The organism is Micromonospora echinospora, assembly GCF_900091495.1.
GTDB classification, from domain to species: domain Bacteria; phylum Actinomycetota; class Actinomycetes; order Mycobacteriales; family Micromonosporaceae; genus Micromonospora; species Micromonospora echinospora.
Genome location: NZ_LT607413.1, coordinates 6537900 through 6563518 on the forward strand (window position 1 = coordinate 6537900; position 25619 = coordinate 6563518).

Annotated in this window: 22 protein-coding genes; 17 read left to right on the top strand and 5 right to left on the bottom strand. The window is 71.8% G+C overall.

What is annotated here, in order from left to right; translation table 11 throughout:
- A complete protein-coding gene (locus GA0070618_RS28015; protein ID WP_157749027.1) occupies positions 1–1329 on the bottom strand; it encodes an MFS transporter in 1329 nt (442 codons plus the stop codon).
- A 395-nt stretch (positions 1330–1724) separates the two neighbouring features.
- On the opposite strand from GA0070618_RS28015, the gene GA0070618_RS28020 reads away from it, so the two are divergent.
- From GA0070618_RS28020 to GA0070618_RS28100, 16 genes are all read left to right on the top strand, one after another.
- On the top strand, positions 1725–2072 hold the full coding sequence (locus GA0070618_RS28020; RefSeq protein WP_088984298.1) for a hypothetical protein: 348 nt from the start codon (positions 1725–1727) through the stop codon (positions 2070–2072).
- Between the two features lie 172 nt (positions 2073–2244).
- Positions 2245–3033 carry a helix-turn-helix domain-containing protein gene (locus tag GA0070618_RS34400; protein ID WP_197701667.1) on the top strand — a complete coding sequence of 263 codons (789 nt, stop codon included), beginning with the start codon at positions 2245–2247 and terminating at the stop codon, positions 3031–3033.
- Positions 3034–3617: 584 nt separating this feature from the next.
- A complete protein-coding gene (locus tag GA0070618_RS34135; protein WP_143740273.1) occupies positions 3618–4616 on the top strand; it encodes a glycosyltransferase family 2 protein in 999 nt (332 codons plus the stop codon).
- Positions 4613–5866: a glycosyltransferase 87 family protein gene (locus tag GA0070618_RS28035; protein ID WP_088984300.1), complete on the top strand. Its 1254-nt coding sequence runs from the start codon at positions 4613–4615 to the stop codon at positions 5864–5866. The genes GA0070618_RS34135 and GA0070618_RS28035 overlap by 4 nt, the downstream gene beginning before the upstream one ends.
- Positions 5866–6339: a glycosyltransferase family 2 protein gene (locus GA0070618_RS28040; protein ID WP_088984301.1), complete on the top strand. Its 474-nt coding sequence runs from the start codon at positions 5866–5868 to the stop codon at positions 6337–6339. Before GA0070618_RS28035 ends, GA0070618_RS28040 begins: the two co-directional genes overlap by 1 nt.
- 526 nt (positions 6340–6865) lie before the next feature.
- Positions 6866–7924, top strand: a complete 1059-nt coding sequence (locus GA0070618_RS28050; protein WP_088984303.1) for a glycosyltransferase family 2 protein — start codon at positions 6866–6868, stop codon at positions 7922–7924.
- On the top strand, positions 7921–8973 hold the full coding sequence (locus GA0070618_RS28055; RefSeq protein WP_088984304.1) for a lysylphosphatidylglycerol synthase domain-containing protein: 1053 nt from the start codon (positions 7921–7923) through the stop codon (positions 8971–8973). Before GA0070618_RS28050 ends, GA0070618_RS28055 begins: the two co-directional genes overlap by 4 nt.
- Positions 8974–9049: 76 nt before the next feature.
- The gene (locus GA0070618_RS28060; protein WP_197701836.1) at positions 9050–10372 is read left to right on the top strand and encodes an aspartate aminotransferase family protein; all 1323 of its coding nucleotides are present in this window, start codon (positions 9050–9052) and stop codon (positions 10370–10372) included.
- Complete coding sequence (locus GA0070618_RS28065; RefSeq protein ID WP_088984305.1) at positions 10366–11409, top strand: NAD-dependent epimerase/dehydratase family protein; 1044 nt, start codon at positions 10366–10368, stop codon at positions 11407–11409. The genes GA0070618_RS28060 and GA0070618_RS28065 overlap by 7 nt, the downstream gene beginning before the upstream one ends.
- Complete coding sequence (locus GA0070618_RS28070) at positions 11409–12392, top strand: UbiA prenyltransferase family protein (protein ID WP_088984306.1); 984 nt, start codon at positions 11409–11411, stop codon at positions 12390–12392. Before GA0070618_RS28065 ends, GA0070618_RS28070 begins: the two co-directional genes overlap by 1 nt.
- Positions 12389–13555, top strand: a complete 1167-nt coding sequence (locus GA0070618_RS28075) for an endonuclease/exonuclease/phosphatase family protein (RefSeq protein ID WP_088984307.1) — start codon at positions 12389–12391, stop codon at positions 13553–13555. Before GA0070618_RS28070 ends, GA0070618_RS28075 begins: the two co-directional genes overlap by 4 nt.
- A gap of 32 nt (positions 13556–13587) precedes the next feature.
- Positions 13588–14736 (top strand): glycosyltransferase family 4 protein, encoded by a 1149-nt coding sequence (locus tag GA0070618_RS28080; RefSeq protein ID WP_088984308.1) that lies wholly within the window; start codon positions 13588–13590, stop codon positions 14734–14736.
- 104 nt (positions 14737–14840) lie between these two features.
- Entirely contained in the window at positions 14841–15143 is a 303-nt protein-coding gene (locus GA0070618_RS28085) for a DUF6403 family protein (protein ID WP_088984309.1), read from the top strand.
- Positions 15136–16500, top strand: a complete 1365-nt coding sequence (locus tag GA0070618_RS28090; protein WP_170107832.1) for a hypothetical protein — start codon at positions 15136–15138, stop codon at positions 16498–16500. The genes GA0070618_RS28085 and GA0070618_RS28090 overlap by 8 nt, the downstream gene beginning before the upstream one ends.
- Positions 16497–17588, top strand: coding sequence for a hypothetical protein (locus tag GA0070618_RS28095; protein ID WP_197701668.1), 1092 nt, complete (start codon positions 16497–16499; stop codon positions 17586–17588). Before GA0070618_RS28090 ends, GA0070618_RS28095 begins: the two co-directional genes overlap by 4 nt.
- Positions 17589–17708: 120 nt before the next feature.
- Positions 17709–18413: a carbonic anhydrase gene (locus tag GA0070618_RS28100; protein WP_088984310.1), complete on the top strand. Its 705-nt coding sequence runs from the start codon at positions 17709–17711 to the stop codon at positions 18411–18413.
- On the opposite strand, the gene GA0070618_RS28105 is transcribed toward GA0070618_RS28100, so the two are convergent.
- Positions 18392–19198 carry an NAD(P)H-binding protein gene (locus GA0070618_RS28105; protein ID WP_088984311.1) on the bottom strand — a complete coding sequence of 269 codons (807 nt, stop codon included), beginning with the start codon at positions 19196–19198 and terminating at the stop codon, positions 18392–18394. The genes GA0070618_RS28100 and GA0070618_RS28105 overlap by 22 nt on opposite strands.
- 208 nt (positions 19199–19406) lie before the next feature.
- On the opposite strand from GA0070618_RS28105, the gene GA0070618_RS28110 reads away from it, so the two are divergent.
- A complete protein-coding gene (locus GA0070618_RS28110) occupies positions 19407–21017 on the top strand; it encodes an RICIN domain-containing protein (protein ID WP_088984312.1) in 1611 nt (536 codons plus the stop codon).
- Between the two features lie 76 nt (positions 21018–21093).
- Here GA0070618_RS28110 and GA0070618_RS28115 read toward each other — a convergent pair whose 3' ends face one another.
- The 3 genes from GA0070618_RS28115 to GA0070618_RS28125 form a co-directional block, all read right to left on the bottom strand.
- Positions 21094–23169, bottom strand: a complete 2076-nt coding sequence (locus GA0070618_RS28115) for a cellulase family glycosylhydrolase (RefSeq protein ID WP_088984313.1) — start codon at positions 23167–23169, stop codon at positions 21094–21096.
- A gap of 337 nt (positions 23170–23506) precedes the next feature.
- Positions 23507–24349: a hypothetical protein gene (locus GA0070618_RS28120; protein WP_143740274.1), complete on the bottom strand. Its 843-nt coding sequence runs from the start codon at positions 24347–24349 to the stop codon at positions 23507–23509.
- A 6-nt stretch (positions 24350–24355) separates the two neighbouring features.
- Positions 24356–25195: a hypothetical protein gene (locus tag GA0070618_RS28125; protein WP_143740275.1), complete on the bottom strand. Its 840-nt coding sequence runs from the start codon at positions 25193–25195 to the stop codon at positions 24356–24358.
- Positions 25196–25619 lie beyond the last annotated feature (424 nt).

A 25619-nucleotide genomic window follows, 5' to 3' on the forward strand; every position in this document is an offset into this window, starting at 1 on the left:
TCAACGTCCACTCTCCTCGGCCGGGGTCGTCGCGGCGACCGCACCCGCCGGGCCGGGTGCCGGGGGCGCGGTGCCGCTGTGCGTGGCGGTGGAACGGTGGCGCAGCACGCCGGCCAGGGCGACGGCGAGGGCCAGGGCGACCACCGCGCCGTGCATGACCGCCGCCACCGGCAGCGGTCGCCACACTTCGAGCAGGCCGGCGGCGAGCAGCATGCCCACGCCCAGCCCTCCATTCTCGGCCATCGCGGTGGCCCCGAAGAAGTGGCCGCGCTGCGGGTCGGGTTCGGCCTGGAGCCGGGTGGTGTAGCTGATCTCGGTGAAGCCGTCGGCGGCCCCGGCCACCAGGGCCACCGCGAAGACCCAGTAGCCGGGCAGGTCCATGAAGGCCACGACGAACGCCGCCGACATCACGCAGGTGCCGACGATGAAGGCCAGCTCGCTGCGGCGCGGGTCGTCGAAGCCCGGCCCACGCCGGTTCAGTCGCTTGACCAACTGGTGGGCGGTGAGCAGTCCCACCGCCCAGACGGCGAAGAAGTTGCCGACGAAGGCGGCCGGGTCCTCGGGACGCACCTGGGTCGCGTAGATCGGCAGGCCGACGTTGTGGGAGGCGGAGCCGAGCGCGTCGGCGGCGCGGACCACCACGATGACCAGGACGGCGGGCGCGGCCACCAGCGCGGCGAGCGCCAGCCGGCGTTGCCGCCGGGCGTCCGGACGGTCGGCGGCGGGTTCGGCCGACCGGGCCCGGGGGTTCGGGAACCGCAACGGCAGCGCGGCCAGCAGGAGGCCGGAGAAGAGGAAGGTCCCCGCGTCGACCAGGAATGCCGCCCGGTAGCCCAGCCAGCCGACCAGCAGGCCGCCGGCGGCGAAGCCGAGGGTCATCGCGACGGCCCGACCGGTGACCAGCAACCCGTTGGCGGTCACCCGGTCCGGGCCGGACACCAGGTCCGGGACGCTGCTGCGCAGCAGCACCGAGGAGGTGGTGCCGAGCAGTCCGCCGGCCACCGCGACGACCGGGAGCAGGCCGAGGCGGATCGAGGTGGGGGCGACCGCCAGCGCGACGAGCGCGGCGGCCTGGGTCAGGTCGCAGGCCACCATCACCGGACGGCGTGGGAGTCGGGCCGCGATGGTGCCTCCGGCCAGGCCGGCGAGGAAGCCGGCGCCCAGCCGCAGGGCCATGAAGGCGCCGGTCTGCAGGGCGCTGCCGGTCGCCTGGTAGACGAAGAGGTTGAGCGCCACCATGTTCAGGTAGCTGCCGAACGCCGAGACCGAGGTGCCGACGACGAGCAGCCGGAACAGCACCAGTTGTCGGGGAACGCGGGTCTCCGGCATCAGGCGTACCGTCCGGCGGAGGCCGGCCGGCGCGCGGCTGCGGTGCGGCGGAGAGATTCCACGTGTTCCACCCCGTCTCGACGTCGACGACGGCCACTGACAGCCATCGATCATGCGGATCCGAAACAGTCTGCCGAAAAGGACCAGTCGTGGCCAGCGGAAGCCGGGGGGTAACTTTACGTGACCACTGTCGTGGGTAGACCGTCCACCGTGGTCCGCGCCCGCCGCCCGGCACGGCCACTGTCTCCTGTCCGGCACGCAACAGGAAACACCTTCCTGAAGCATCTGCGCCGGCCAATGCTGGGAAGTACCGGATCGCACGCCTGACCAGCGGACTCCGGCGACGCGAGTGGAAGCCCGCGTCGGATTCCCCCAACGACGGCAAGGAGAAGTCCGTGTCCGAGAACCGCACCACCCGTCGCCTCGCCCGCCTCGTCCTGGCAGCCGGAGCCGCCGGCGCCCTCCTGCTGACGGCGACGCCCGCGTTCGCCGCCAGCCCCACCATCGCCTCGAACTCCGGCGGCGCGAACATCCGCAGCTGCACCAGCCTGAACTGTGGCTCCAACGGCTACTACGGCAACGGCACCACCGTCACCATGGTCTGCTACAAGGACGGCGACTGGGTGAACCCGCCCTACTCGGACTACAGCTCCAACCGCTGGTTCAAGGTGAACAGCCCGACGACCGGCTTCATCCACTCCTCGCTGGTCGACAACCAGGTCTCCACGCCCCGCTGCCCCTGACAGCGGGGTCCGGGTGCCCGGCGTCCGATGGACGTCCGGGCACCCTTGCGCGTCGCGCGCCCGATGCCGGACACCGGTGTCGTTGGTACGGTCGTGCCATGCGACGTCCCGCAGCCGCCCGGTGGACGGCCGTCGTCCGTCCCACCCCGGACGGGGGCCGACTGCCGTGGCGGTGACCGACCCGCCCCGCGACGGGACGGAGCACCCCGAAAGTCTCGGCGAGTGCCTGCGACGCCACCGGCAGGCCGCGAACCTCTCCCTGGCCGACCTGGCGAGACGGGTCAACTACAGCCGGGGATACCTCAGCAAGGTGGAGACCGGCCGGGCACCGGGGAACCTCGCGTTGGCCCGGCGGTGTGACCAGGCCCTGGCGACCGGCGGCGCGCTGGCCGCGCTCATGCGGCACGCGTCCCCGGCGGCACCGCCCGATCCGGCTCCCGCCGGTCCACCGGCACGCGCGCCGGCGTCCGACCGCCCGACCGCCGACCGCCCCGGGGCCGAGACCGCCCTGCCGACGTCGGCCCCGCTGCCGCCGGGGCTGGCCAGCGGTGTCGCCTTCATGCTCGCCCTGGACGCCACACACGGCGCCCTCCGCCGGGTCGCCGGCGACGACCTGTCCCCACCGCGCCGGTACGACGCGGCCAACCGGGCGGTCCACGACGCGGCGCTGTACGTCGCCCGCGAGCAGCTGCTCGTCTCGGCGACCGTGCCGGTGGTGGCGGCCGGTGAGGCCGCGTTCCTGCGGCTCATCGCGATCCGGGACGCGATCCGGACGGGCGCCGCTCTCGCCAGCCCGGAGTACCACGCCGTGTACCACCCCTTCGCCGAGTCGCTGTGGACGTTCCGGATGGCCCTGCGGCAGGCATTCGGCCAGGAGCCGGTCACCCCGGCGCTTCTCGACCGGATCGACTGGTCCGATCGGGAACGGTGCGCCGACTGCGGCGCCGTCGCGCGCCGTTGATCGAATCCTGGGCGCTTCCGGTCGGGTCCGACAGGAGCCACCGAAGGATTGTGAAGAAAAGCGCCGCGATCTAGAAACCGAATTGCAGGAAAACACCGCGCCGCCGCCATCCCCACTCGCCGATCCGCGCCACCCCCGGGCCATCGCCGAGCCGGCCGCGCCAGATCCACCCACACACCGGTCCACGATGGACCAAAGCACCCGTCCGGGCTAACCCCGATCCCAACGGGGCAAGGCCGACCTAATCGAGGTTTACCAAATAGCAGCCGTTCCCGGCCGAAAACATTCGGCATTCCGTACAAACGATTGACCAACCCCCGAACAGATGTAACCGACAACACGTCAACCCCTTGACCACCCACCGACAAGCACCGCAACATATAGGCGGTCATCATTTGGTAGACCCACCCACGGTCTCGCCATTTCCTGACCGGGGAACCGTTCGGAAAATCCACCGACGCGCCCCTGTCGACGAATTCCACCCCGCACGGACTCCGGCTGCACGGAACGTCGCCCGAACCTGCCCCGGCACGGGGACCACACCGGTCGGGCCGGACGGGCCGGACGTGAGGAAGGAAGGCACAGTGGATCCGTTGGTCTCCGTCGTCATTCCCTGCTACAACCGGGCCCGCACGGTCGCGATCTGCGTACGGTCGGTGCGGCGGCAGACGTACCCCGCCATCGAGATCGTCGTGGTCGACGACGCCAGCGACGACGGATCCGCCGTGATCGCCGAGGCGGCCGGGGCCACGGTGCTGCGGCTGGACACCAACAGCGGGCCCGGGGCGGCCCGGAACCGGGGGGCCGCACACGCCCGGGGCGAGATCCTGTTCTTCCTCGACGCCGACGTCGCGCTGGAACCCGACAGCGTCGCCGCCGCCGTCGCGCACCTGCTCTCCTCGCCCGGACTGGGCGCGATCTGCGGGGTGCTGCGACCGGAGTCCCTGCTCACCCGCAACCTGGTCGCGGAGTACCGGGCACTGCAGATGTACCACTGGTGGCTGGCCCACGAGGGCCCGATGGAGGGGCTGCACACCGCCCTGTGCGCGATGCGCGCCGAGGTGTTCCGCGAGGTCGGCCCGTTCAACCCCGACCTGCGGCACACCGAGGCCCCGGAGTACGGGCACCGACTCCGGCAGCGGTACGAGGTGCGCGGCACGGCGGCCATCGCCGGCGTACACGACCACGACACCACGCTGCGGGTGCTGCTGCCGAAGGTGTTCCTCCGCGCGCGGGCCAGCGCCGCCGAGGTGCGACCCGGCGAGGCGCTCGGTGGCGCGACCGCACGGGTGCTGGCCAGCGGCCTCGTCCTGGCCGCCGCGCTCGCCTTGCCGCTGCCGCTGGTCGCCGGGCCGGCGGGGCTCGCGGTGCCGCTGCTCCTGCTCGCCGTGGCCACGGCGCTGGAGGCCGGCACCCACCGGCGGGTCGTCGCCGACCGGGGCGTCCGGTTCGGGCTGCGGTTCGCCCTGGTCCACCTGCTCTACCAGCTCACCTCGGCGGCCGGCGCGGCCGTCGGCACCGGGCAGCGGCTGTGGCACCGGCTCACCTGGCGGGCCGACCCCACGGTGGGAGTACCCCGATGAGGCTGCCCCCGCCGGAGGTTCCGGGTCCCGGCGGCCGGACGCCCGGCGGTGGCACGACCGGGGTGCTGCTGTTGACCGTCGCCGCGACGGTCGGCGCGGTCGGGGCCGTGCAGTGGGTCGCGGCGCGTACCGGGAGCGCCTGGGTCCCCGGCGGTGACCTCGCGGTCTACCGGGCGGCGGCCGGGGCCGTCCTCGACGGCGGGTCGCCGTACGAGGTGTCCCTCGCCGGGTACGGCTTCGCCTATCCGCCGTTCGCGGCGCTGGTGTTCACCCCGCTGCCGCCCGTCGGTCCGGCGGTCGGGTTCTGGGCCTGGACGGTGCTGTCGGCGCTCGCCGTGCCCGCCGTGGTGTGGCTGGTGGTCGACCATGTCGCCCCGCACCGGCACGGGCCCGGGCTGCTGGCGGCCGGCACCGCGGTCGTCCTGCCGCTGTCACCGGTGGCCGGCACCCTGCTGCTGGGCAACGTGAACCTCCTCCTGATGGTGCTGGTCCTGGTCGACCTGCTGCGGCCGCACCGGCATCGGGGTGTCCTGGTCGGCGTCGCCGCCGGGATCAAGCTGACCCCGCTCGTCGTGGTCGGGTACCTGCTGCTGACCGGCCGGACGAGGGCCGGCGTGACCGCCCTGGTGACCTTCCTCGGCACCATCGGGGTCGGCTTCCTGCTGCTGCCGGGCGCCTCCCTGACCTTCTGGGGCGGGGCCGGGCTGGACGGCTCGCGGACCCGTCCGCCGGGCGAGGAGGCGTTCGGCAGCTCGGTGCGGGGCGCCGTGCTGCACCTCCTGCCGGAGTCCGCGCACCCGGTGTGGCTGCCGTTGAGCGCCCTGGTGGGCGTGGCCGGCCTGGCCGTGGCGGTGTGGGCGAGCCGCCGGCACGAGGAGCTCACCGGACTCCTGGTGTGCGTGGTGACCGGCCTGCTGGTCTCGCCGGTCACCTGGTACACGCACTGGGTCTGGTGCGTGCCGCTGCTGGTGCTGCTCGTCGCGCGTCGGCCCGGTGGCGGCGGGCGGCGGGCGATCGGCGGGCTGTGGCTGGTCTTCGCCCTGCCCCTGCCCTGGTGGGTCGTGCACGTCCTCGGCCTGGTGCCGCTGACCGAGCGGGCCTGGGTCCGGCCGGTCGAGCTGCTCTACACGCTGCTCGGCGCGGCGCTGCTGGTCGGCGCGGCGACCCGACTGCGTCGCATCGGTCCGGCCGAGGATGGCCCACCGGCAGCACGGCCACGCCCGGTGGCCGACGGCGTGGGGAGACGCTGATGCCGGCCGGAGACGCGGTGGCAGTGGTCGTGCCGAACTACAACAAGGCCCGCACCCTGCGCGCCTGCCTCGAATCCATCTACGCCCAGACCCACCAACCCACCGAAGTCATCGTCGTCGACGACCACTCCACCGACGACTCCCCCACCATCACCCACGACTTCCCCTGCACCCTCATCACCCAACCCACCAACACCGGACCCGCCGCCGCCCGCAACACCGGAGCCCGACACACCACCGCACCCCTACTCTTCTTCGTCGACTCCGACACCGCCCTGCACCCCGACGCCATCACCAACGCCCTCCACACCCTCCACACCACCCCCACACCGGCATGGTCCAAGGCATCTACGCCCCCCACCCCCTCTACGACGACGGACCCGTCGAGCGCTACCGCGTCGCCTTCGAACACTTCTGGCGACGACGCAGCGTCGGACGCCCGAGGGCGGCGACGCTCTTCGCCGCCGCGCTGATCCCCCGCGCGGTCTTCGACGAGGTCGGTGGATTCGACGAACGGCTGCGCACCGGCGAGGACGCGGAGTTCGGCACCCGGATGCCCGCCCGGTTCCGGCTGGTCGTCACCGACACCGTGCTCACCCGGCACGACGACGTGGACCGGCTGTGGCCGATGCTGCGGGAGCAGTTCGGCTTCGCCACGCACACGCCGATGGTCATGCTGCACGCCTGGCGGCGGCGCAACGCCGGCACCGGCATGCGGGTCAACGCGTTCTCGCCGACCGGGCTGGCGCTGTCCGGGCTGAGCCTGGCGACGCTGCCGTTCGTGCCGTTCCTGCCCTGGCTGGCGCCGGTCTGGCTGGCGCTGCTCGTGGCGTCCACCGCGACCAGCCACGAGTTCCTCCGCTTCACCTACCGGTTGCGGGGTGCCGGCTTCGCCGCGTACGCGACCGGGCTGCACACGCTGCTCTACGCCCTGGCCGTCCTCGGCACCGGCGTGGGGACGCTGCGGGTGGCGTACACGCTGGCCCGGGGGTACGCGCGATGAACGACGCGGTGGCGGTGGTCGTGCCGAACTACAACAAGGCCCGCACCCTGCGCGCCTGCCTCGAATCCATCTACGCCCAGACCCACCAACCCACCGAAGTCATCGTCGTCGACGACCACTCCACCGACGACTCCCCCACCATCACCCACGACTTCCCCTGCACCCTCATCACCCAACCCACCAACACCGGACCCGCCGCCGCCCGCAACACCGGAGCCCGACACACCACCGCACCCCTACTCTTCTTCGTCGACTCCGACACCGCCCTGCACCCCGACGCCATCACCAACGCCCTCCACACCCTCCACACCACCCCCCACACCGGCATGGTCCAAGGCATCTACGCCCCCCACCCCCTCTACGACGACGGACCCGTCGAGCGCTACCGCGTCGCCTTCGAACACTTCTGGCGACGGGAGACCGTCGGGCGGGAGACCGGGGCGCTCTTCGCCGCCACGCTCATCCCGGCCGCCGTGTTCGAGGAGGCCGGCGGCTTCGACGAGCGGCTGCGCGACGGGGAGGACGACGAGTTCGGCACCCGGCTGCCCGCGCGGTACCGCATCGTGGCGACCGACACCGTGCTCACCCGGCACGACGACGTGGACCGGCTGTGGCCGATGCTGCGGGAGCAGTTCGTCCGGGCGATGGCCAAGCCGTCGCTGATGGCACGGACCTGGCGGCGGCAGCGGGCCGGCGCGGCGGGCGCCCGGGTGGCGATGATGTCGCCGGAACGGTTCCGGCACCTGGACCGGTCCGCCCGGGTGACCCTGGTCGCCTCGGCGCTGGCGCTGGCGGCCGGACCGCTCGGCGTGGCGGTGCCGTCGCTGGCGTGGACCGGGCCGGTGTGCGCCGTGGTGGTGGCCGCCGCCAACCACCGGTTCCTCCGGTTCGCGTACCGGCTGCACGGTGGGCGGTTCGCGCTGACCGCCGCCGGGATCCACGTGCTGGCGCAGCTCACCCTGGTGGCGGGGCTGGTGGCGGGCGTACCGCGCGCCGGGTACGCGCTGCTGCGGGAGCCCGTGCCCGGACCGCGGCCGGCGCGGGTGCGGCCATGACGGCGGACCTCGATCCCACGCCCGCCCCGGCGGGCGGGGCCCCCGTCGCCAGCGGGACGAGCCGGTCGTGGCGACGGCTGGTGTGGCGGTGGCTCGGGGTGCTGTTCGCGGTGGTGGTGGCGGTGGCGGTGACCCGGGCGCTGGCCGGGCAGGACTGGTCGGTCGTCGCGGTCCTGCTCGCCCGGCGCGACGGCGGCCAGGTCGGCCTGCTGCTGGCCGGTGCGCTGCTGGCCGCCGCCGTCGGTCCGCTGATCGGGATGCTGGCCTGGCGGGCGGTCCTGCGGGAGTTGGGCCCGCCGGTGGCGACGGTCCGGCTGCTGCGCGTCTACCTGGTCGGGTTCCTCGCCAAGTACGTGCCGGGCAAGCTCCCCGGCCTGGTCGCCGCGGTGAAGGTGGGGGCCGCCAACGGCGTCACCGTGCCCCGGATGCTCATCTCCGGGACGGTGACCACGGTGCTGGTGCACCTGACCGGGCTGACCGTCGGACTGCTCGCCGGGGTTCGGGTGCTCGGCGACCGGGTGGCCTGGCTGGCCCTCGCCGCGCTGCCGGTGCTGCTGGCGCTCTGCTGGCCGGGGCTGCTCGGCCGGCTGGTCGGGTGGGCGCTGCGGCTGCTGCGTCGGCCCGGCCCGGTGCCGGCCCTCTCCGGCCGGGCGGTCCGCGCGGCGATCGGCTGGCAGACCCTCTCCTGGCTGGTCAGTGGCGTGCACCTGTGGTTGCTGGCGGTGGCGATGGGCGCCGACGCCGGTTCCGCGCTGCCGCTGTGCGTGGGGGCGTTCGGCCTGGCCACGGTGCTCGGTGTGCTGGCCGTCGTGGTGCCGGACGGGTTGGGGGTGCGGGAGGCGGTGCTGGTGGGGGCGTTGGCGCTCCTGCTGCCGGTGCCGTCGGCGGTGGCGGTGGCGGTGGCGAGTCGCCTGGTGACGACGGTGGGTGAGGTGGTGGTCGGTGGGGTGGCGCTGGGCGTGGTGGAGGTCGTTCTTCGAAGGTCGTCCGCAGTGGACGCGGCAGTGGTGAGGGAGGGCAGTGGCCTTGTCGAGGTTGATCGGGATTGACGAGTGCGAGCAGCTCGGTGTCCGGGAGGTGCACGACCTGTACCGGCGGTACGTGAGCAGGTCGCAGGTGTCGTTGATGACGACGTTCGGTTTCGGCCGGGAGTTGGTGGAACGGGCCGAGGGGGCGTGGGTCCACATGCGGGACGGGAGCCGGGTGCTGGATCTCTCGGGTGGGGTGGGGGTGCTCAACCACGGGCACAACCATCCGCGGATCCTCGCCGCGCGGGCCCGGTTCGCGTCCGAGCGACGGATGGAGGTGCACAAGGCGTTCTTCTCGCCGTACCTGGCGGCGTTGAGTCACAACGTGGCCGAACTGCTGCCGGGGGATCTGAACATCTCCTATTTCCCGAATTCGGGGGCGGAGGCGAACGAGGGCGCCATCAAGATGGCGTACAAGTACCACGAGGGGCGGCGGCAGACGATCCTGCGCGCCGACATCAGTTTCCACGGCAAGACCCTGGGCGCGGGCAGCCTTACCGGGTCGTCGGAGAACCATTTCCGGTTCCCCGGCCTGCCGAACATCGTGGTGTACCCGTACGGCGACGTGGCGGCGGTGCGGGCGGCGGTGGACGCGGCCCGGCGGCCGGACGGCGGATGCGACGTGTACGCGCTGATGGTGGAGCCGTACTCCGCGTCGAGTCTGCGGTGCTGGTCGGAGTCGGCGTTGCGGGAGCTACGGCGACTCTGCGACGACGAGGACATCGTGCTGATCTTCGACGAGGTGTACACCGGGTGGGGCAAGACCGGCAGCCTGTTCCACTTCATGCGCTACGACGGGCTGCTGCCCGACGTTCTGGTCTACTCGAAGTCCCTCGGCGGGGGGAAGGCGTCGATCTCCGGCTACACCGCCCGGGAACGCCTGTTCCGCAGGGCGTACGACCGGCTGGCCGACGTGATCCTGCACAGCACCACCTACTACGGCTTCGGCGAGGAGACCGCCACCGCCATCGAGGCGGTCAACGTGGTGGTCGAGGAGGACTTCCCCGGCCGTGCCCGTCGCATCGAGGAGATCCTCACCGCCGGCCTCGAACGCATCCGCGCCGCGCACCCCGACGCGGTGGACCGGGTCGCCGGGGTGGGCTCCCTGCACGGGGTGTTCCTCAACAGCGGCCCGAAACTCCTCGACCTGGCCGGGAAGCTGATGCCCGGGTTCAGCCGTGACCCGAACTTCGGCACGAAACTGGTCACCCTGTCGGTCATCGCGCACCTGTACCGCGAGCACAAGATCATGACGTACTACAGCCCCAACGTGGAGAACCCCCTCATGGTGGCTCCCACCCTCATGATCGAACCCGCCGACCTGGAACACTTCCTCACCGCCCTGGACGCCACCCTCGCCCTCGGGCTACGCCGGCTGCTCACCGGCTTCGTCAAGGAGAAGGTGAGCGCGACATGGTAGGCGAGGACGACACCGTCGTGGTCACCGGCGCGAGCGGCATGCTCGGCGGCGTCGTCGTCCGGCGGCTACGGGAGCAGGGCGTCGGGGTGCACGCGGTCGACCTGCGGCCCCCCGCCGACCCGACCGTCACCGCCACCGTCGCCGACGTCCGCGACCGGGTGGCGATGACGCGGGCGTGCGCCGGCGCGGCGGCCGTCGTGCACTGCGCCGCCGCCCTGCCCAGCTACGCCCCCGACGAGATCCACTCCGTCATCGTCGACGGCACCCGTACCGTCCTCACCGCCGCCCACGCCGCCGGCGTGCCCCGGGTGGTGCACGTCTCCACCACCGCCGTCTACGGGCTGCCCACCCAGGTGCCCACCCCCGAGGAGCACCCCCGGCGACCGGTCGACACCTACGGACGTGCCAAGACCGCCGCCGAACAGGTCGCCGAGGAGTTCCGGCGACGCGGGCTCTGCGTGCCGGTGCTGCGGCCGAAGACGTTCCTCGGCCCCGGCCGGATGGGCCTCTTCGCGATGCTGTTCGAGTGGGCCCACGAGGGGCGGCACTTCCCCATCCTCGGCCGGGGCGACGTCCGCATCCAGATGTGCGACGTGGAGGACCTCGTCACCTGCCTGCTGACCGTCCTGCGCGCCGAGGCCACCGTCGCCGACGACACCTTCAACGTCGCCGCCGAACACTTCGGCACGCTCCGCGAGGACTTCCAGGCCGTCCTCGACGCCGCCGGGCACGGACGACGCGTCGTCTCCGTCCCCGCCCGACCCGCCCTGTTCGCCCTGCGACTGCTCGGTCGCGCCCGGCTCTCCCCGGTCTACGACCGGCTGCTCCACAAACTGCTCGCCGACTCGTACGTCAGCACCGAGAAGGCCCGGCGGCTGCTGGGCTTCACCCCCCGCCACTCCAACGCCGACGCGCTGGTGCGCACCTTCGAGTGGTGGCGGGCGCACCGGAGCGGCGGCGATGCCCCGCAGACCGGACGGACCAGCCGGGAACCCTGGTCGCAGGGGGCCCTGCGCCTGGCGAAGGCGTTCTTCTGATGAACCCGGCCATCCGCACCGGTCCGGCGGTCCACGCCGCCGGACCGCACCCCACCGACGCCCGGCCGCACCCGGCCACCGGCGACGCGTCCCGGCGCCCCGCCGGCCTGGCCGGCAGCCTGGTCCACCTGGCCCGTCCCGGTCAGTGGCCGAAGAACGTCCTGGTCGTCTCGGTGCCCCTGCTCGACCCCCAGGCGTGGACCCGCTCGGGCATGGGCGGCCTGGTCTGGGCGGTCACCGCGTTCACCCTCGGCTCCGTACTGGTCTACGTCCTCAACGACCTGGTCGACCGGCGGCGCGACGCGGACAACCCGGCACGCTGGCACCGGCCGATCGCCGCCGGCCTGCTCACCCCACGCGCGGCGGTCCTCTTCGCCGCCGGGGTGGCGATCCTGCTGGTCGCGGTGCTCACCCTGGTCACCGTGGCCGTCGCCTGGCCGGTCGTCGCCTACCTGCTGCTCAACCTCGGCTACTCGCTCGGTCTGAAGCACGTGCCGCTGCTGGACGTCTTCCTGGTGGCCAGCGGCTTCGCGCTCCGGCTGATCCAGGGCCACCTGGCCACCGGCACGACCGTCCCGGGGTGGCTGCTCACCGCGGTGTTCACCCTGTGTCTGCTGCTCACCCTCGGCAAGCGCCGGCAGGAGCTACGCGCCACCGGAGGCGGTCACCGGCCGGCCCTGCGCGGCTACACCGTCGCCCTGACCGACCAGCTCATGCAGCTCTCCGCCGCGCTCACCGCCGGCAGCTACCTGCTCTACCTGCGCGACGAGGCGCCGCTGGGCGGGTACGGTCCCACCGCCACGGTGCTGCTCACCCCGCTGGCCATCTTCGGGCTGTTCCGCTACCTGCAACTGGTGCTCGTCCGGGACGCGGGCGGGAACCCGGTCCGTACCCTGGTGCGCGATCCCGCGCTGGTCACCAACTCGGCGCTCTGGGCGGTGCTCTCCGGGGTGCTGCTGCTGGCCGCGCGGAGCCAGGGGTGACCGCCGTCGACGTGGCCGCGCCGGGAACGCGCCGGTGGGGCCGGCGGGCGGTGTGGACGGCGGCCGGGTCGTGGCTGCTCCTCGTGGCCGCCCACCGGGTGCTCTCCGGTCGGGCCTGGTGGTGGAACCTGCCGGACCTGCTGCCACCGCTGCTCTTCGCCGTCGTACCGGTGCTGCTCCTCGCGCTCGTGCCGCTGGCCCGGCGGGACACGGCGGCGGGCACCGCGCGGGCCCGGACGGCGGGCGCGGCGCTCGCCCTCGGGGCGCTGGCGCTCGGCTGGCCGGCCGCGGGGGTCAACGCCGCCGCCCTGTGGCACCGACCGCCACCGGCCCCGCCGGACGCGCTGCGGATCTTCTCCTGGAACACCTGGTACTGGGACCAGCTGCTGGCGACCGGCCCGGACGGCGAACGCGTCACCGACCCGGACCGGTTCTACCGGTACCTGCACACCCGGGCCGCCGACGTCTACCTGCTCCAGGAGTACCTCTACATCGACACGGTGGACTACGACCCGATCCGGCTGGACGACCTGGCCCGGATCCGCCGGGAGTTCCCCGGCTACCACGTGGCGGTCTCCGGCGAGCTGGTGACGATCTCCCGGTACCCGATCGTCGGCGACCACCCGCTCGACCTGCGGCCCTGGTTGGCGCGACGCTGGTCCGACCTGCCGCCCGCCGACTCGTCGTTGCCGGCGTACCACACGGTCAAGACGCTCCGCACCGACCTGCTCGTCGGCGGCCGGGTGCTCTCGGTCTACAACGCGCACCTGCACGTCCCGCCGGTCGGGCTGCCGGCCCGGCACCCGGACACCGCCGACGACGGACTCGCCCGGCACGACCTGCGCCGGGCCGGATACCGGGCGATCGCCGCCGACGTCGACGGCAATCCGCACCCGGTCCTGCTGGCCGGCGACCTGAACACGTCACCGGCGATGGGGCTGCTCCACGCGCTGCCGGACCGGCTGGTCGACGCCACCGGGGCGCTGGACTCGGCATACCCCGTCTCGTGGGCCCGCTACGGCCTGCCACTGTGGCGGCTCGACTGGGTGTTCGCCAGCCCCGACGTCGCGGTGCACCGGTACCGGATGGTGGCCCCGGACGGCCTGTCGGACCACCACGGGCAGCACGTCGTCGTCTCCCTCCGACCCCGGCACGAAGCCTGACCCGGCACGACGCACCCCGAGAGAGGAATGCCATGTCGACCAGGGAACCGCAGTACGACCTCACGGTCGCGCTGACCTACTACACGCCGTACATGAGCGGTGTGACCCACACCGCGCAGACCGTCGCCGAGGGGATGGCCGCACGCGGCTGGCGGGTGGCGGTGGTGACCAGTCAGCACGACCCGGCCACGCCCCGCCGGGAGCGGCTCAACGGTGTCGACGTGCACCGGGCCCCGGTGCTGGGGCAGATCACCCGGGCCCAGATCAGTCCGGCGTACCCGCTGCTGGCGGGTCGGCTGGCCCGCCGCTCCTCGCTGCTCTACCTGAACCTGCCGATGGCGGAGGGCTCGGTGGTGGCCCGGCTGGCCGGGCGGACCCCGGTCGTCAGCATGCTCCACATCGACCTGTACCTGCCGCCCGGCCGGCTGAACCGGGTGGCGGTGGCCGCCTCCGACGTCACCTCCCGGTCGGCCCTGCGCCGGTCCACCGCGGTCCTCGCGTACAGCGACGACCAGGCCCATCACTCGAAGTTCTGGCCGCTGATGCGGGAGAAGATCTACCGGCCGATCCCGTCCCCCTGTCTGGACCGGCGGGGCGGCCAACCGCGCTACCGCCACGGCGACGGCCTGCACGTCGGGTTCCTCGGCCGGATCGTGGAGGACAAGGGGATCGTCTACCTCGTCCGGGCCTTCCGGCGGATCGCCGACCCACGGGCCCGCCTGCTGATCGGCGGGAACTACAAGACCGTGATGGGCGGGGACGACCTGGCCGCCATCCGGGCCGAGATCGGCGCGGACAGCCGGATCCAGGTGCTCGGCGAGCTACGCGGGCAGGAGATCGACGACTTCTACGCCTCGATCGACGTGTTCGCGCTGCCCTCGGTCGCCGAGTCGTTCGGCATCGTGCAGGCCGAGGCGATGATGTGCGGCGTGCCGTCGGTGACCACCGACCTGCCCGGTGGGCGCTACCCGGTGCTGGCGACCCAGTTCGGCCGGGTGGTGCCGCCGCGTGACCCGGAGGCGCTGGAACGGGCGATCCGGGAGATGGCCGACGCCCCGGCGGACTGGCGGGAGAGCAAGGCCCGCGAGGCGCGGAAACTGTTCGGGGCCGAGCGGAGCCTGGACGCGCACGAGGAGGTGTTCACCCTGGTCAGGGACGGTGCCACCCGCCCCGCACCGTGACCGGTCCGGGACGTTGCGTCCACCGCGGATCTGTTTGCCTCGATCAGCCACACTCGTCGGGGGTGCCCCTTCCCCCTGCGAGCTGATCCGGGAGTCGACTGGTCATGTGGCTGATCTGGCTGACCGGTGGCGTGCTGCTGGTCGCGGCGGGTGCCGCGGCCACGCTGGTGCCCCGCTGGCACGCACGGGAACGGGACCGACGGGTCGCCTGGTCGGCGGCGCGGGCGGCGATCGACAGCGCGACGGTCAGCCGGGACGCGGCGCCGTGCCGGGTGGCCGAGGCCGAGCAGCTGATGGGCCGGGCCGAGCTGATCGCCGCCGGGCACGGCGGGGCGGACGCGGCCCGACTGGCGACCCGGTACGCCGAACAGGCCGACCGGTTGTGGCGGGCGGGTCACGATGGCTGAGCGGACGCTGCGCCGCCGCCTCGACGCGGCGCGCTGGGTGGCCCTCGGGCTGGCCGTGCTGGTGCTGCTGGTCTTCCTGCTCGCCCAGCGGCAGAGCGTCGACGTCAGCTACGGCCGCTCCCCCGCGTCGGCCGTCGTGCCGGAGGGGTCGGCCGGAGAACTGACCGACTCGACGGTGCCGTCGGTCGCCGAGATGGACGCCATGGTCGCCGCCGCGCCGGTGGTGCGGCTCCCCGGGTCGGTGGCGTCCTGGGACGAGCAACGGGTCCGCGAGGCGATCGGCGGGCGGGACGTCCGCATCCTCGTCGCCCCGCCCGGCCTCGACGAGGCCGAACGGGAGCGGGTCCGGGACGTGGAGGACGTCACCGTCCGGGTGCTGGGTCTCCAGGTCAGCGGCGGCATCTACCAGGCCAACGCCGACACGCTGCCCGGCTGGCGGGCCCAGTTCGCCACCGGGGACGTGACGAACCAGATGGTGGCGCTGATCGCCGCGCTCGGGAAGGAACCGAGCCCGCCGGAGCGCGACGGGCTGCGGTGGCGTGACCCGGACGCGACCGAACTCGCCACGGTCACCGCCGACCTGCGCGCCACCGGGCGACACGTCGCCGACGGCGCGACGCTGACCGCCGTGCCGGCCAGGACGGCGGCCAGCGCGTTCCCGGACGGCGACGCGTTGTACGTCGCGCTGCCCCGGCAACCGCGGGGCGAGCCCCTCCCCCGGTACGGTCCCGCGCTGGCCCGGGTCTTCCCGGACCGGCCGGTCGTGGTGCTCTACGGCGCCTGGATCGAGTACCACGGCCCACACGGCGAGGAGTTCGCCGAGGTGACCGGGGCGAGTTTCTACGGCCAGTTCGGCGACCGGCTCAGCCGCTACGAGTACCCGCAAGACAACGTGCTCAACGCCTACCTGGCCCGGGTGACCGACGTCCGGTACACGGGGTTGTTCGACCGGCCGTTGCCGTACCAGCCGGTGGACCCGCTGCGGGTGGCGCTGCCGGCGCTGCCCTGGATCTTCGCCGGCTGCGTCGTGGGGTTCCTCGCCCTGTCGGCGCGCTCGCTGTGGCGCGGCGTCGGCCGGACCGGGTCGGTGCGCGGACCGGGTATGACAGCGCGACTGGCCGGGCTGACCGCGCTGGCCATGGAGATGTCCCTGCTGACCGACCGGCGCAGCGACCCGGCGCTGACCCGGGGCGTGACGAAGCTCCAGGCGGCCCGGGCCGCGCTGGACGAGGGACTGCCCGACAGGCACGTCCGGACCCTGCTCTCCGCCGCCGAGGCCGAGCTGGACGACACCGCCCGGACCATGGGCATCGCCGGTTACCGGCCGACGTTCTACCTGCGTGGGAGGCTGTCGTGACCGACCCGGAGCGGGCCCGGACCCCGAAGCGGGAGCGACGCGACCCCGAGCGGACGGACCCGGGTCGGCCGGCCCCGGAGCCACCGCAGCGGGCTTCGGCGGAAGCACGGGATCCGCTTCCCGCCCGTGCGGCGCGGTTCCTCGGCAGCCCGTTCGGTCTGGGCGTGCTGGCGTGCCTGCTGCTGGCCGGCTGGGCACTGTGGACCGGCGGGATCGCCGACGGACCGGTCGCCCGTGAGGTGCGCGGCTCCTCGGTCTACGTCGCCCCCGGCGTCGACCTGGACGAGGCGGCGGCGGAACGGATCATCGGCAACCGTCGGCTGGTCGTGCTGCTGCTGGAACCCGGAGCGGACCTGCGGGAGGGCTGCCAGGACGTCGAGCGGGCCGCCGACGGCACGGTGGTGCTGGTGCTCAGCCGCGACGACGACGAGTACGACACCTACGGGTGCGCGCTGCTGCCGGACCGGGACGACGACAACTTCGGCCGGGCCTTCGTGGCGGAGATGACCATCAGCAACGGCATCGACGGTTTCGTCGACCGTCCGTTGGAGGCGTTGAAGGTGGTCACGGTCAACTACGACCGGCTGGTGAAGGCGGGCACCGTGCCCGACGGCACCCGGTCCATCAGCCCGTCGCTGCCCCGTTACCTGGTCGCGGCGGCGGCCGTGCTGGCCGTGCTCGCCGGCTCGGCCCTGGTCTACGCGACGGGTCTGCGCGCCGGCCGGCTCACCGCCGACCGCCGGCGCCTGCGGGACGCGCACGCCGACCGCCGCAGCGCGTTGAGCGCGGACACCGCCGTCCTGGCCCAGCAGATCATCGACCTCGACCAGCGGTACGCCCGGATGAAGCCGACCGCCATCGCCGGCAACGCCGACCACAAGGCCTTCGTCCGCGACTACCCGACGCTGGTCACCGACTACGCCGACCTGCTCGACACGGTGACGTCGGCGCGGGCCGGGGACGACGCCCACCTGGACGGGTTGGCCCGTCGGGTGGAGTCGCTGAGCCGGCGGGCCGTCGGACTGTCCCGAACGGCCGAGTTGGCCCGTCCCCGTTCCGGTGCGGCTGCCACCGACCAGTCGGGGTAGGTCGGACGGCCGGACGGAACGCACGCCGTTGTGACGCAACGGGTCCGGTCGGAAAATGGACACAGTGGATCTTCATCCGGTGGTAGAAAGCAGGCGAGAGCCTCACCTCAGGAGATCATTGTGAACCGTAATTTCGTGTCCCGTCGGTCGCTGCTGGCCACCGGCGGGGCAACCGCCGTCGCGCTCGGCCTCGCCGCCTCCCAGCCGGCGACGGCCGCCCCGCACCAGCCGCCCGTCGTCACCCCGGCCGAGGCGTGGCGCCGGCTGCGCCACGGCAACCACCGGTTCACCACCGGGCACAGCCGACACCCGCACCAGAGCCTGGCCGACCTGCGTCGACTGGCCTCCGGTCAGCACCCGTTTGCCATCACCCTCGGCTGCGCCGACTCCCGGGTCGCCCCCGAGGTGCTGTTCGACCAGGGGCTGGGCGACCTGTTCGACAACCGGGTGGCCGGCAACATCGTGGACGACCTGCTGCTGGGCAGCATCGAGTTCGCCGTGGAGGAGTTCCACAGCCCGTTGATCGTCGTGCTCGGCCACGAGCGGTGCGGGGCGATCACCGCCACCATCAACGCGATCCGCACCGGCGGCTCCGCCCCCGGTCACATCGGCACCATCGTCGAGGCCCTGCGTCCGATCGTGGAGCCGGTGCTCGGGCAGCCCGGGGACGAGGTCGACAACGCCGTCCGCGCCAACGTCCGCGCCCAGGTCCAGGCGCTGACCGCGACCAGTCCGATCATCGCCGAGCGGGTCCACGCGGGCGCGCTGAAGGTGGTCGGCGCCCGGTACGACCTGGACAACGGTCAGGTCACGCTGGTCGACTGACCTCGGTCGGTCCCCCGACCGGTCGGCGTCGAGACGACTGCCTCGATGCCGACCGGCTCGCGCCCCAGCAGGGCGCGCAGGTCCCCGGTCCGGGCTTCCAGCATCCCGGCACGGGCCAGTCCGTGGAGCCACCCCATCGGCCCCACGACCTCACCGTCCCGCGCCGGGACACCGAGCGACCGGGCCAGCTGCGGATACGTCCACAGCGGCCCGGTCAGCTCGTAGGTGCGTCCCCGGTGGCCGGGGTCGACCAACGCGACGGCGGCCGCCTCGGCCAGGTCGGCGCGGGTCGCCGTGTTCAGGCCCCGCCCGCCGGTGGCGTGCACCAGTTCCTCCGCGCCGGCCGCGGCGTCGACGAACGCCTCGGTGTAGAACGGGTTCCGTAGCAGGGTGCAGGGCAGCCCCGAGGCCGTCAGCGCCTCCTCGGTGCTCCGGTGCGCCTCGAACAGTCCCTCGATGGGCAGGAAGCTGGTGTAGACGACGCCGTCCACCCGGGCCCGCACCGCAGCGTCGACCACGGCCCGGTGCTGGGCGACCCGGCGGGGTGGCGCCAGTTCCGGTGACGAGACGAAGAGCAGCTGGGCCACACCGGTGAACGCCCTGACCAGGCTCTCCGGGTCGTCGTAGTCACCGTGCCGGACCTCGACGCCGAGATCTGCGGCCCGGTCGGGGTTCCGGACCACCACGACGACCCGCTCGGGGGGTACGCGGCGGAGAAGCTGCGCGACGGCGAGACGGCCGAGGGCGCCGGTCGCGGCGGTGACGGCCAGCAGTTCCGGTGACATGAGCACACCCTCGTCACCGTCCCGGCGGGAAGCAACCGGTTTTCCCGGGTATCGGCCCCTTCCCAGTCGATCACGCTGCGGGACCACCGGATCCTTGACCACATTGATATAGAAAGATAACTTTGTCCGTACGGGAAAGCGCTTGCTGGGCCCGACGGCGCGTCCGGGGCGCTCCCGACCACCACTCCCCCACCACCGAGGAGCCTTCATGGCACCCACCACCACACCCCGGCACACACGACGCTGGCGGCTCACCCTCGCGGCCACCGCCGTGCTGGCCCTCGTCGGCGTCGACGCGGCGGTCACCGCCCCCGCGGCGTCGGCGGCGACCGTCGACACCGGCGCCACGTACGTCTTCGTCAACCGGCACAGCGGCAAGGCCATGGACCTCTACGGGTGGTCGACCGCCGACGGCGCGCCGGTCAACCAGTACGCCCGCAACGACCTCGCCGTCCAGCAGTGGCGCTTCGTCGACGTCGGCAGCGGCTACTACCAGATCCGGTCCGCGCACAGCGGCAAGGTGCTGGAACTGCCCAACGCCGAGAACGGCGTCCAGTTGGTGCAGAACACGGCGGCCAGCGGCAACAACCGGCAGCACTTCCGCCTCGCCGACTCCGACAGCGGCTACGTGCGGTTCGTCAACCGGCACTCCAACAAGGCCCTGGACGTCTGGGAGTGGTCCACCGCCGACGGGGGGATGATCTCCCAGTTCGACGACCTGGGCGGGTGGAACCAGCAGTGGCAACTGGTCACGCTGGGATCCGGCAGCGGATGCGGCAGCGGCTCGTTCCAGGCCGAGGCGGTGCTCAGCGGCGGCACCTGGACCGCCCGCAACGGCAGCAGCACCGTCTACACCGGCAGCGACATGCGCGCCGCCGTCCAGGCCGCGGTCAACAGCCTCAGCGCCGGCCGCACCAGCAAGCAGCGGGTGGTCGTGCGGGGCTCGGGATCGATCAGCGCCGGCTCGCGGATCTCCCTGCCCAGCTACACCGCGATCGACGTCTGCGGCACCATCAACGTCACCGGCTCGGGCTCCGGCGACCAGGCGCCGATCTACTCGCGCGGCACCACCCAGGTCGAGGTGCAGCACCTCGCCGTCACCGGGGCCCCGCTCTACGGGATCTTCATGCGCAACGTCACCGACGTGGTCCTCGGCCAGATCGACATGCGGCTCTCCGGCGGGCTCGGTGTCCGGATCGACAACCGGGGCGACACCAGTCAGTGGAGCCGGAACATCCGCATCGACAACGTTTTCGTCTCCGGCGCCAGCTCCCACGCGGTCGAGACGTACGGCGTGGACGGCCTGACGGTGGGCACCGTCACCGCCCGCAACGTCGGCGAGTCCGGTCTGCTGCTCAACCAGACCATCAACGCCACGATCACCACCGTGGACGCGGAGAACGCCGGCGCCGGCACCGGGTACGCCGCCTTCCGGATGGCGAACCGCAACGGTCGGGTCGGCAGCAGCTACCCCACCAACATCCGGGTCGGCACGGTCCGGGCGCGGGGCGGGGGCCGGGGCGTCTTCTGCGTCTCCGAGTCCGGCGGCGCGACCATCGACCGGGTGGACATCGCCAACACCGGCAACAACGCGATCCTGATCGAGAACTGCTACGGCGTGAACGTCGCGGCGAACGGCGGCACGATCAGCGGCGGTGGTGAGATCCGACTCGCCGAACGCAGCGAGTTCCCCGGCAACCGGGACATCACCCTGCGGAACTTCACCCTGGTCAACAGCCGGATCACCGAGAACCCCTGCGCCGACAACCTGACCATCAGCAACGTGACCCTGTCCAACTCCACGATCAACCGGTGCTGACCGGCTGAGCATGGCGACGGTGGTCCGGCTGGGCTCCCCGCCCGACCACCGGACCACCGTCGCCTCGTGTTCCACGTCAGCCGGCGGTGCCGGTGACCGTGCCGCCGGACCTGGCGACCCGGTAGGTCACCCGTTCCCCGCTCCAGAAGTGGAAGGTCAGGGTCACCGGCGCGCCGTCGTTCACCTCGGCGAAGAACTCCGGCTTCAGGACGATCCGGTTCCCCGCGTAGTCAGGGGCGAAGGTGACGTCGAACTCCTTGTACGACGTCCAGTTGTGCGGGCCGGCGTTGCTACCGTCGGCGTACTTCGCCTCCATCGTGGCGAGCTGGTCGCCCCGGAACTGGGCGGGCAGCGCGAACGCGCCCGTCGTACCGGTGGCGTCGGCGAGCACCGGGCGGTCGTAGGTGACCACGTTGATCCGCCACGGGACCCCGGCCGAGAAGCGCGCGTGCAGGGTGGCGTTCACCCCGTACGCCCGGTTGCCGTGCAGCCGGGTGAGCGCGGCGGCGGTGAGGGTGAGCTGGTCGCCGCTGACCATGTAGTCGGTGCCCCGGACCAGGTCGGTGGAGCCCTGCCGGAGCCCGACGAACGAGGTGCCGTTCAGGTTCAGCGTCAGGGTCTTGCTCGTGATCGCGCTGGCCCGGGCACTGAACACCTGGTCGGCGGAGGCGGTGCCGGAGCGGGTGGTCCAGCTCGACTTGATCTGCCCGAACAGCTCCGGGTCCTGCCAGGTGAAGCCGGTCCGGTGGAAGTGCTGACCGTTGTCCCAGAGCATGGTGGTCAGCTTCTTGCTCCGGGCGTAGTGGCCGAGGAACTCGAAGAACTTGAGCTTCTCGCCCTGCTGGATCGTGCCGGTGTGCCGGTCGAAGCCGAGCAGGCCGTACTCACCGATGATCACCGGGATGCCCCGGGCGACGAAGGTGTCGTGCACCCGGTCGAAGGAGTCGGTCAGGTCCTTCTGCACGGTGGCGTCGAACCGGGTGCCCCCCGCGACGTTCACGCTGAACGGCCAGTAGCCGTAGAAGTGCACGGTGGCGATCAGGAACGGGTCGTTCAGCGCGGTGAAGGTGCTGCGCAGCTCGTCGAGGCGGGCCTGCTCGGACGAGGTGTGCAGGGTGGGCAGCACCAGCAGCCGGTTGGCGTTGTTGCCACCGGAGGCCCGGACGATGCGGTGGAACGAGGTGTTCAGCTCGTTGAGCAGGGTGGCGTTCTGGGCATCGCCGGAGCTGCCGGTGAACTGCGGCTCGTTCACGCTCTCGAAGACCAGCTTCGGCGAGGAACCACGGAACGTGGTCGCCAGCTGGGTCCAGATCGCGTTGTACTTGGTCAGCACCCCGGCCCGGTCGGTGGGCATGGTGTTGATCCACTGCCAGGAGTCGTGATGAATGTTGATCATCACGTAGAAGCCGTCGGCGAGCGCCCAGTCGACGACCTCCTTCACCCGGTTCAGGTAGGCGGCGGCGATGGTGTGGTTCGGCGCGCCGCCGGTGTGCGCGCTCCAGGTGACCGGGATGCGGATGCTCTTGAAGCCCTGGGCGCGGACGTTGTCGAGCAGCTCGGGGGTGATCCGCGGGTTGCCCCAGGCGGTCTCGTCCGGGCCGACCGCGTCGAGGGAGTTGCCGAGGTTCCAGCCGGGCTGCATCGCCGCGACGGCGGTCATCGCGTCGGTGGCCGGCGGCGGGGTGGTGGGCGGTGGCGTGGTCGGGGGCGGGGCGGTGGCGCCGGTGCAGGCCACGCCGTTCAGGGCGAACGACGTCGGCGCGGTGTTGGTGCCGGACCACGAGCCGTTGAAGCCGAAGGAGGCGGTGGCGTTGGTGGCGATGACCGCGTTGTAGCCGACGTCGGTGGCGGTGACGTCCGCCCCCGAGGCGGTGACGGTGGCGTTCCACGCCTGCGTCACCCGCTGCCCGGAGGGGAAGGTCCAGGTCAGTCGCCAGCCGTTGACGGCGTCGCCGAGGTTCTTGACGGTGACGTTGGCGCTGAAGCCGCCCTGCCACTGGCCGCCGACGGCGTAGGTCACCTGGCAGCCGGCGGCGGCCTGGGCCGTGCCGGTCGTCGCCAGGGCGAAGCCGGTGGCCAGGGCGGTGACCACGCCGGCTGCCGCGCCGATCCGCCATCGTGTTCGTCGTAGGGTGCCGCGAATACCGGTCATGACGCTCCTTACCGGGACGGGTGCTTCGGTGGGGTACGACCGGAACGCGCGCCGCCCACGCCGGCCACGTCCATGTCACGCGCAGGTTAAGTTTGGAATCCAAACTTTGTCAATCGAGCCTACGCAATGGATGGCGGCCGGCGTCCGCACGACCGGGAGCGGCGGACACCGGACACGAGCGGCACCACCCCGCGCTTCGACAGTGGACGCACCACGCGACCACCCAACCCGGCCGGCGCGCATCGCAACGGTTCCGGTGGGACAGCAGGCGACCACAACCCCCAGACCTCGCCGGAGCCTCGCGGGTGCCATCACCCGCCCGGCGGCGGGGCCATGGTCAGTATCTGGCGGCGAATATCGTGAGCTCGTCGAGCATCTCCTCGAAGACAGTCGACTTGGCGCCTGACATCGCGGTGAACTTCCTGACCCGGTTGAGGGTGTCCGCGGGACAACTGCGATCAGAGATGATCTTCTGGTTGAGGAAGTAGCCTTCGTGGGGAACGGGCGCGACGATCAGTCCGGTTCCGGCATGAAGCGCCTTGGCTGCCCCGTCGGACACGACCCGCATATCAATCTGGTAGAGCCAGATGTCCGAATGCAGCGGCACTTTTCCGACGCCGACGGCGAACGTGAGCCGCTCGATCTTCCCTGGCGAAATCTCATGCCGCACCTCACGGCGGATACTGAATGGAGTCGGCCGGTCCGGGAAAGGGATACTGACGTCATAGTGTCCTGCTATCTCGATAACATCGCCGCCCTTCTCGCAGAGCTCAACCTTCTCCGAGTAGCGAAAAGTGAAGTCCACCGCAGAAACGACCGCGATCTGGTCGCCGGTATTCTTCAACACGACATCGAGAACCGGTGAGTCCACTTCGTCCTTGCCGGCAGGATGTCCCAAGTCAAGAACGTCGGCCTGCATCCTGCTCAACTTCTCCGCCGAGAAGGCCGACACCTCGAGCTTCGGCCCGGTCGGCACAGGAGCGGGTTTCACCTGTTGATAAACGGTGAAACACAGGCCGATCAAAGTAAATACCGTGCCGTAGACAAACGCCCTTCTAGCAGTCTTGTTGGACTCTCTCTGCAGGGCGAGCGACTCATTGTTCTCCGCGACTCCGGGCTGGCGTGCCCGCTTACCGCCAGCTCCTTTCCTCGACTTCCTCGCCCGGGAAGGTCCTGCCACGAAAAGTCACTCCTCCAGAGTTTCACGATCAGTGATCGCCGAGCGCCGGACCCAGCCGCAGGAGGTCTGACCACTGGTCGTCAGTCGGGCAAGAAGGAAGTTCTGCCCTGTCGCGAACACCTCGACGCGGTCATACACCTTCGCTTCCTCGATTTCCGGGGCTGCTTCCTCCGGGGCAACCCTGGCGGTGACGGGACTCCTGACAGCCGCCTCCTTCATGCCCTCCGCAAAGCAGTCCTTGTCCGGAGCGCCGGGGATTGGGCGGACGCGAACGGGATAGCTGTCCCGCAAACCCACCACGTACTGGTAACTCTTGGTCGGCGGCTCAGCGCACGCAGCCTGCCGGCTCTTCAGGAAGGTCGACACCCGGAACCCGGCTTCCGCCGGGTGGACCTCCGTCTCGCCCGCGTCGCACCTCGAATGCCGATAGAAAGGGTAGTGCAGTTGCTGCGCAGACCCGTCCTGCCAGATCCAGATGTACCAGGACAACAGCCCGCCCTGGTCGGCCGACTGCAACGCAAGCGCGGCGTCTTCGTCGCCGTCGCCGTCCACGTCAGCGAAAACCGGGGACCCGGAGAGCTCGTACGTATGGATTTCACCGTGCGATGAGGGCGAATTGATACTGCCCAGGAATTTCCCGTCCTCCAGCTTCAACTGGAGCAGAGCGGGCGCCTCGTCCACTGGATAATCCAGCCACAAGGCGTTTTTGAAGTCGAATGAGCGAATGCTCTGATCGAGATTGTCCGGCTGCTTGTCGTCGGTACGGGGCGACGAGCAACCAGCAAGGGCGGCCACCAGAGTCAAGACCGTCAGCGACACCCAGGACGATCCACGGAAGTCCGGCACGCCGGAGATCCTACTACGTGGCGTTTATTTCTCAAGGTGGTGAGTTCCAAGTGGAGGAAAGATCTTGATGGCGGATCGCACGCCCCGGTAAGTGCGGTAGCTATGGAGATCCCTTTTCGTCGCGAGGGCCTGGTCACGCCTCGGCCTGGCTCTTTCCGTCTACCAGGTCGACGAGCGGGAAGTACCGTCCGCTCGCGGCAGGGGTGGTCCCTACCGCCAGCGACTCCACCAGCCGGGCACCGACACGGTGCCGTTGGTCCCGTCCGCCCACGTCTCCGGTCCGATGTCTTGTGTGGATCGTGTGCCACCCCACCCAGCGGCAAGCCGAGCGGCAGCCGTGGCCCTGGCTGGCATGGAGGGCAGCATGTCCGGATCGGAGGCCCAGCTCCTGTATGGACGGCAGCGGCTGGCGCGCCTGGCCCCG

Coding starts and splice junctions, on each gene's coding strand:
- GA0070618_RS28110 (WP_088984312.1), top strand. CDS start 19,407: ATGGCACCCACCACCACACCCCGGCACACACGACGCTGGCGGCTCACC.
- GA0070618_RS28085 (WP_088984309.1), top strand. CDS start 14,841: ATGTGGCTGATCTGGCTGACCGGTGGCGTGCTGCTGGTCGCGGCGGGT.
- GA0070618_RS28035 (WP_088984300.1), top strand. CDS start 4,613: ATGAGGCTGCCCCCGCCGGAGGTTCCGGGTCCCGGCGGCCGGACGCCC.
- GA0070618_RS28060 (WP_197701836.1), top strand. CDS start 9,050: ATGACGACGTTCGGTTTCGGCCGGGAGTTGGTGGAACGGGCCGAGGGG.
- GA0070618_RS28115 (WP_088984313.1), bottom strand. CDS start 23,169: ATGACCGGTATTCGCGGCACCCTACGACGAACACGATGGCGGATCGGC.
- GA0070618_RS28050 (WP_088984303.1), top strand. CDS start 6,866: ATGAACGACGCGGTGGCGGTGGTCGTGCCGAACTACAACAAGGCCCGC.
- GA0070618_RS28070 (WP_088984306.1), top strand. CDS start 11,409: ATGAACCCGGCCATCCGCACCGGTCCGGCGGTCCACGCCGCCGGACCG.
- GA0070618_RS28105 (WP_088984311.1), bottom strand. CDS start 19,198: ATGTCACCGGAACTGCTGGCCGTCACCGCCGCGACCGGCGCCCTCGGC.
- GA0070618_RS28015 (WP_157749027.1), bottom strand. CDS start 1,329: ATGCCGGAGACCCGCGTTCCCCGACAACTGGTGCTGTTCCGGCTGCTC.
- GA0070618_RS28040 (WP_088984301.1), top strand. CDS start 5,866: ATGCCGGCCGGAGACGCGGTGGCAGTGGTCGTGCCGAACTACAACAAG.
- GA0070618_RS28055 (WP_088984304.1), top strand. CDS start 7,921: ATGACGGCGGACCTCGATCCCACGCCCGCCCCGGCGGGCGGGGCCCCC.
- GA0070618_RS28090 (WP_170107832.1), top strand. CDS start 15,136: ATGGCTGAGCGGACGCTGCGCCGCCGCCTCGACGCGGCGCGCTGGGTG.
- GA0070618_RS28065 (WP_088984305.1), top strand. CDS start 10,366: ATGGTAGGCGAGGACGACACCGTCGTGGTCACCGGCGCGAGCGGCATG.
- GA0070618_RS28080 (WP_088984308.1), top strand. CDS start 13,588: ATGTCGACCAGGGAACCGCAGTACGACCTCACGGTCGCGCTGACCTAC.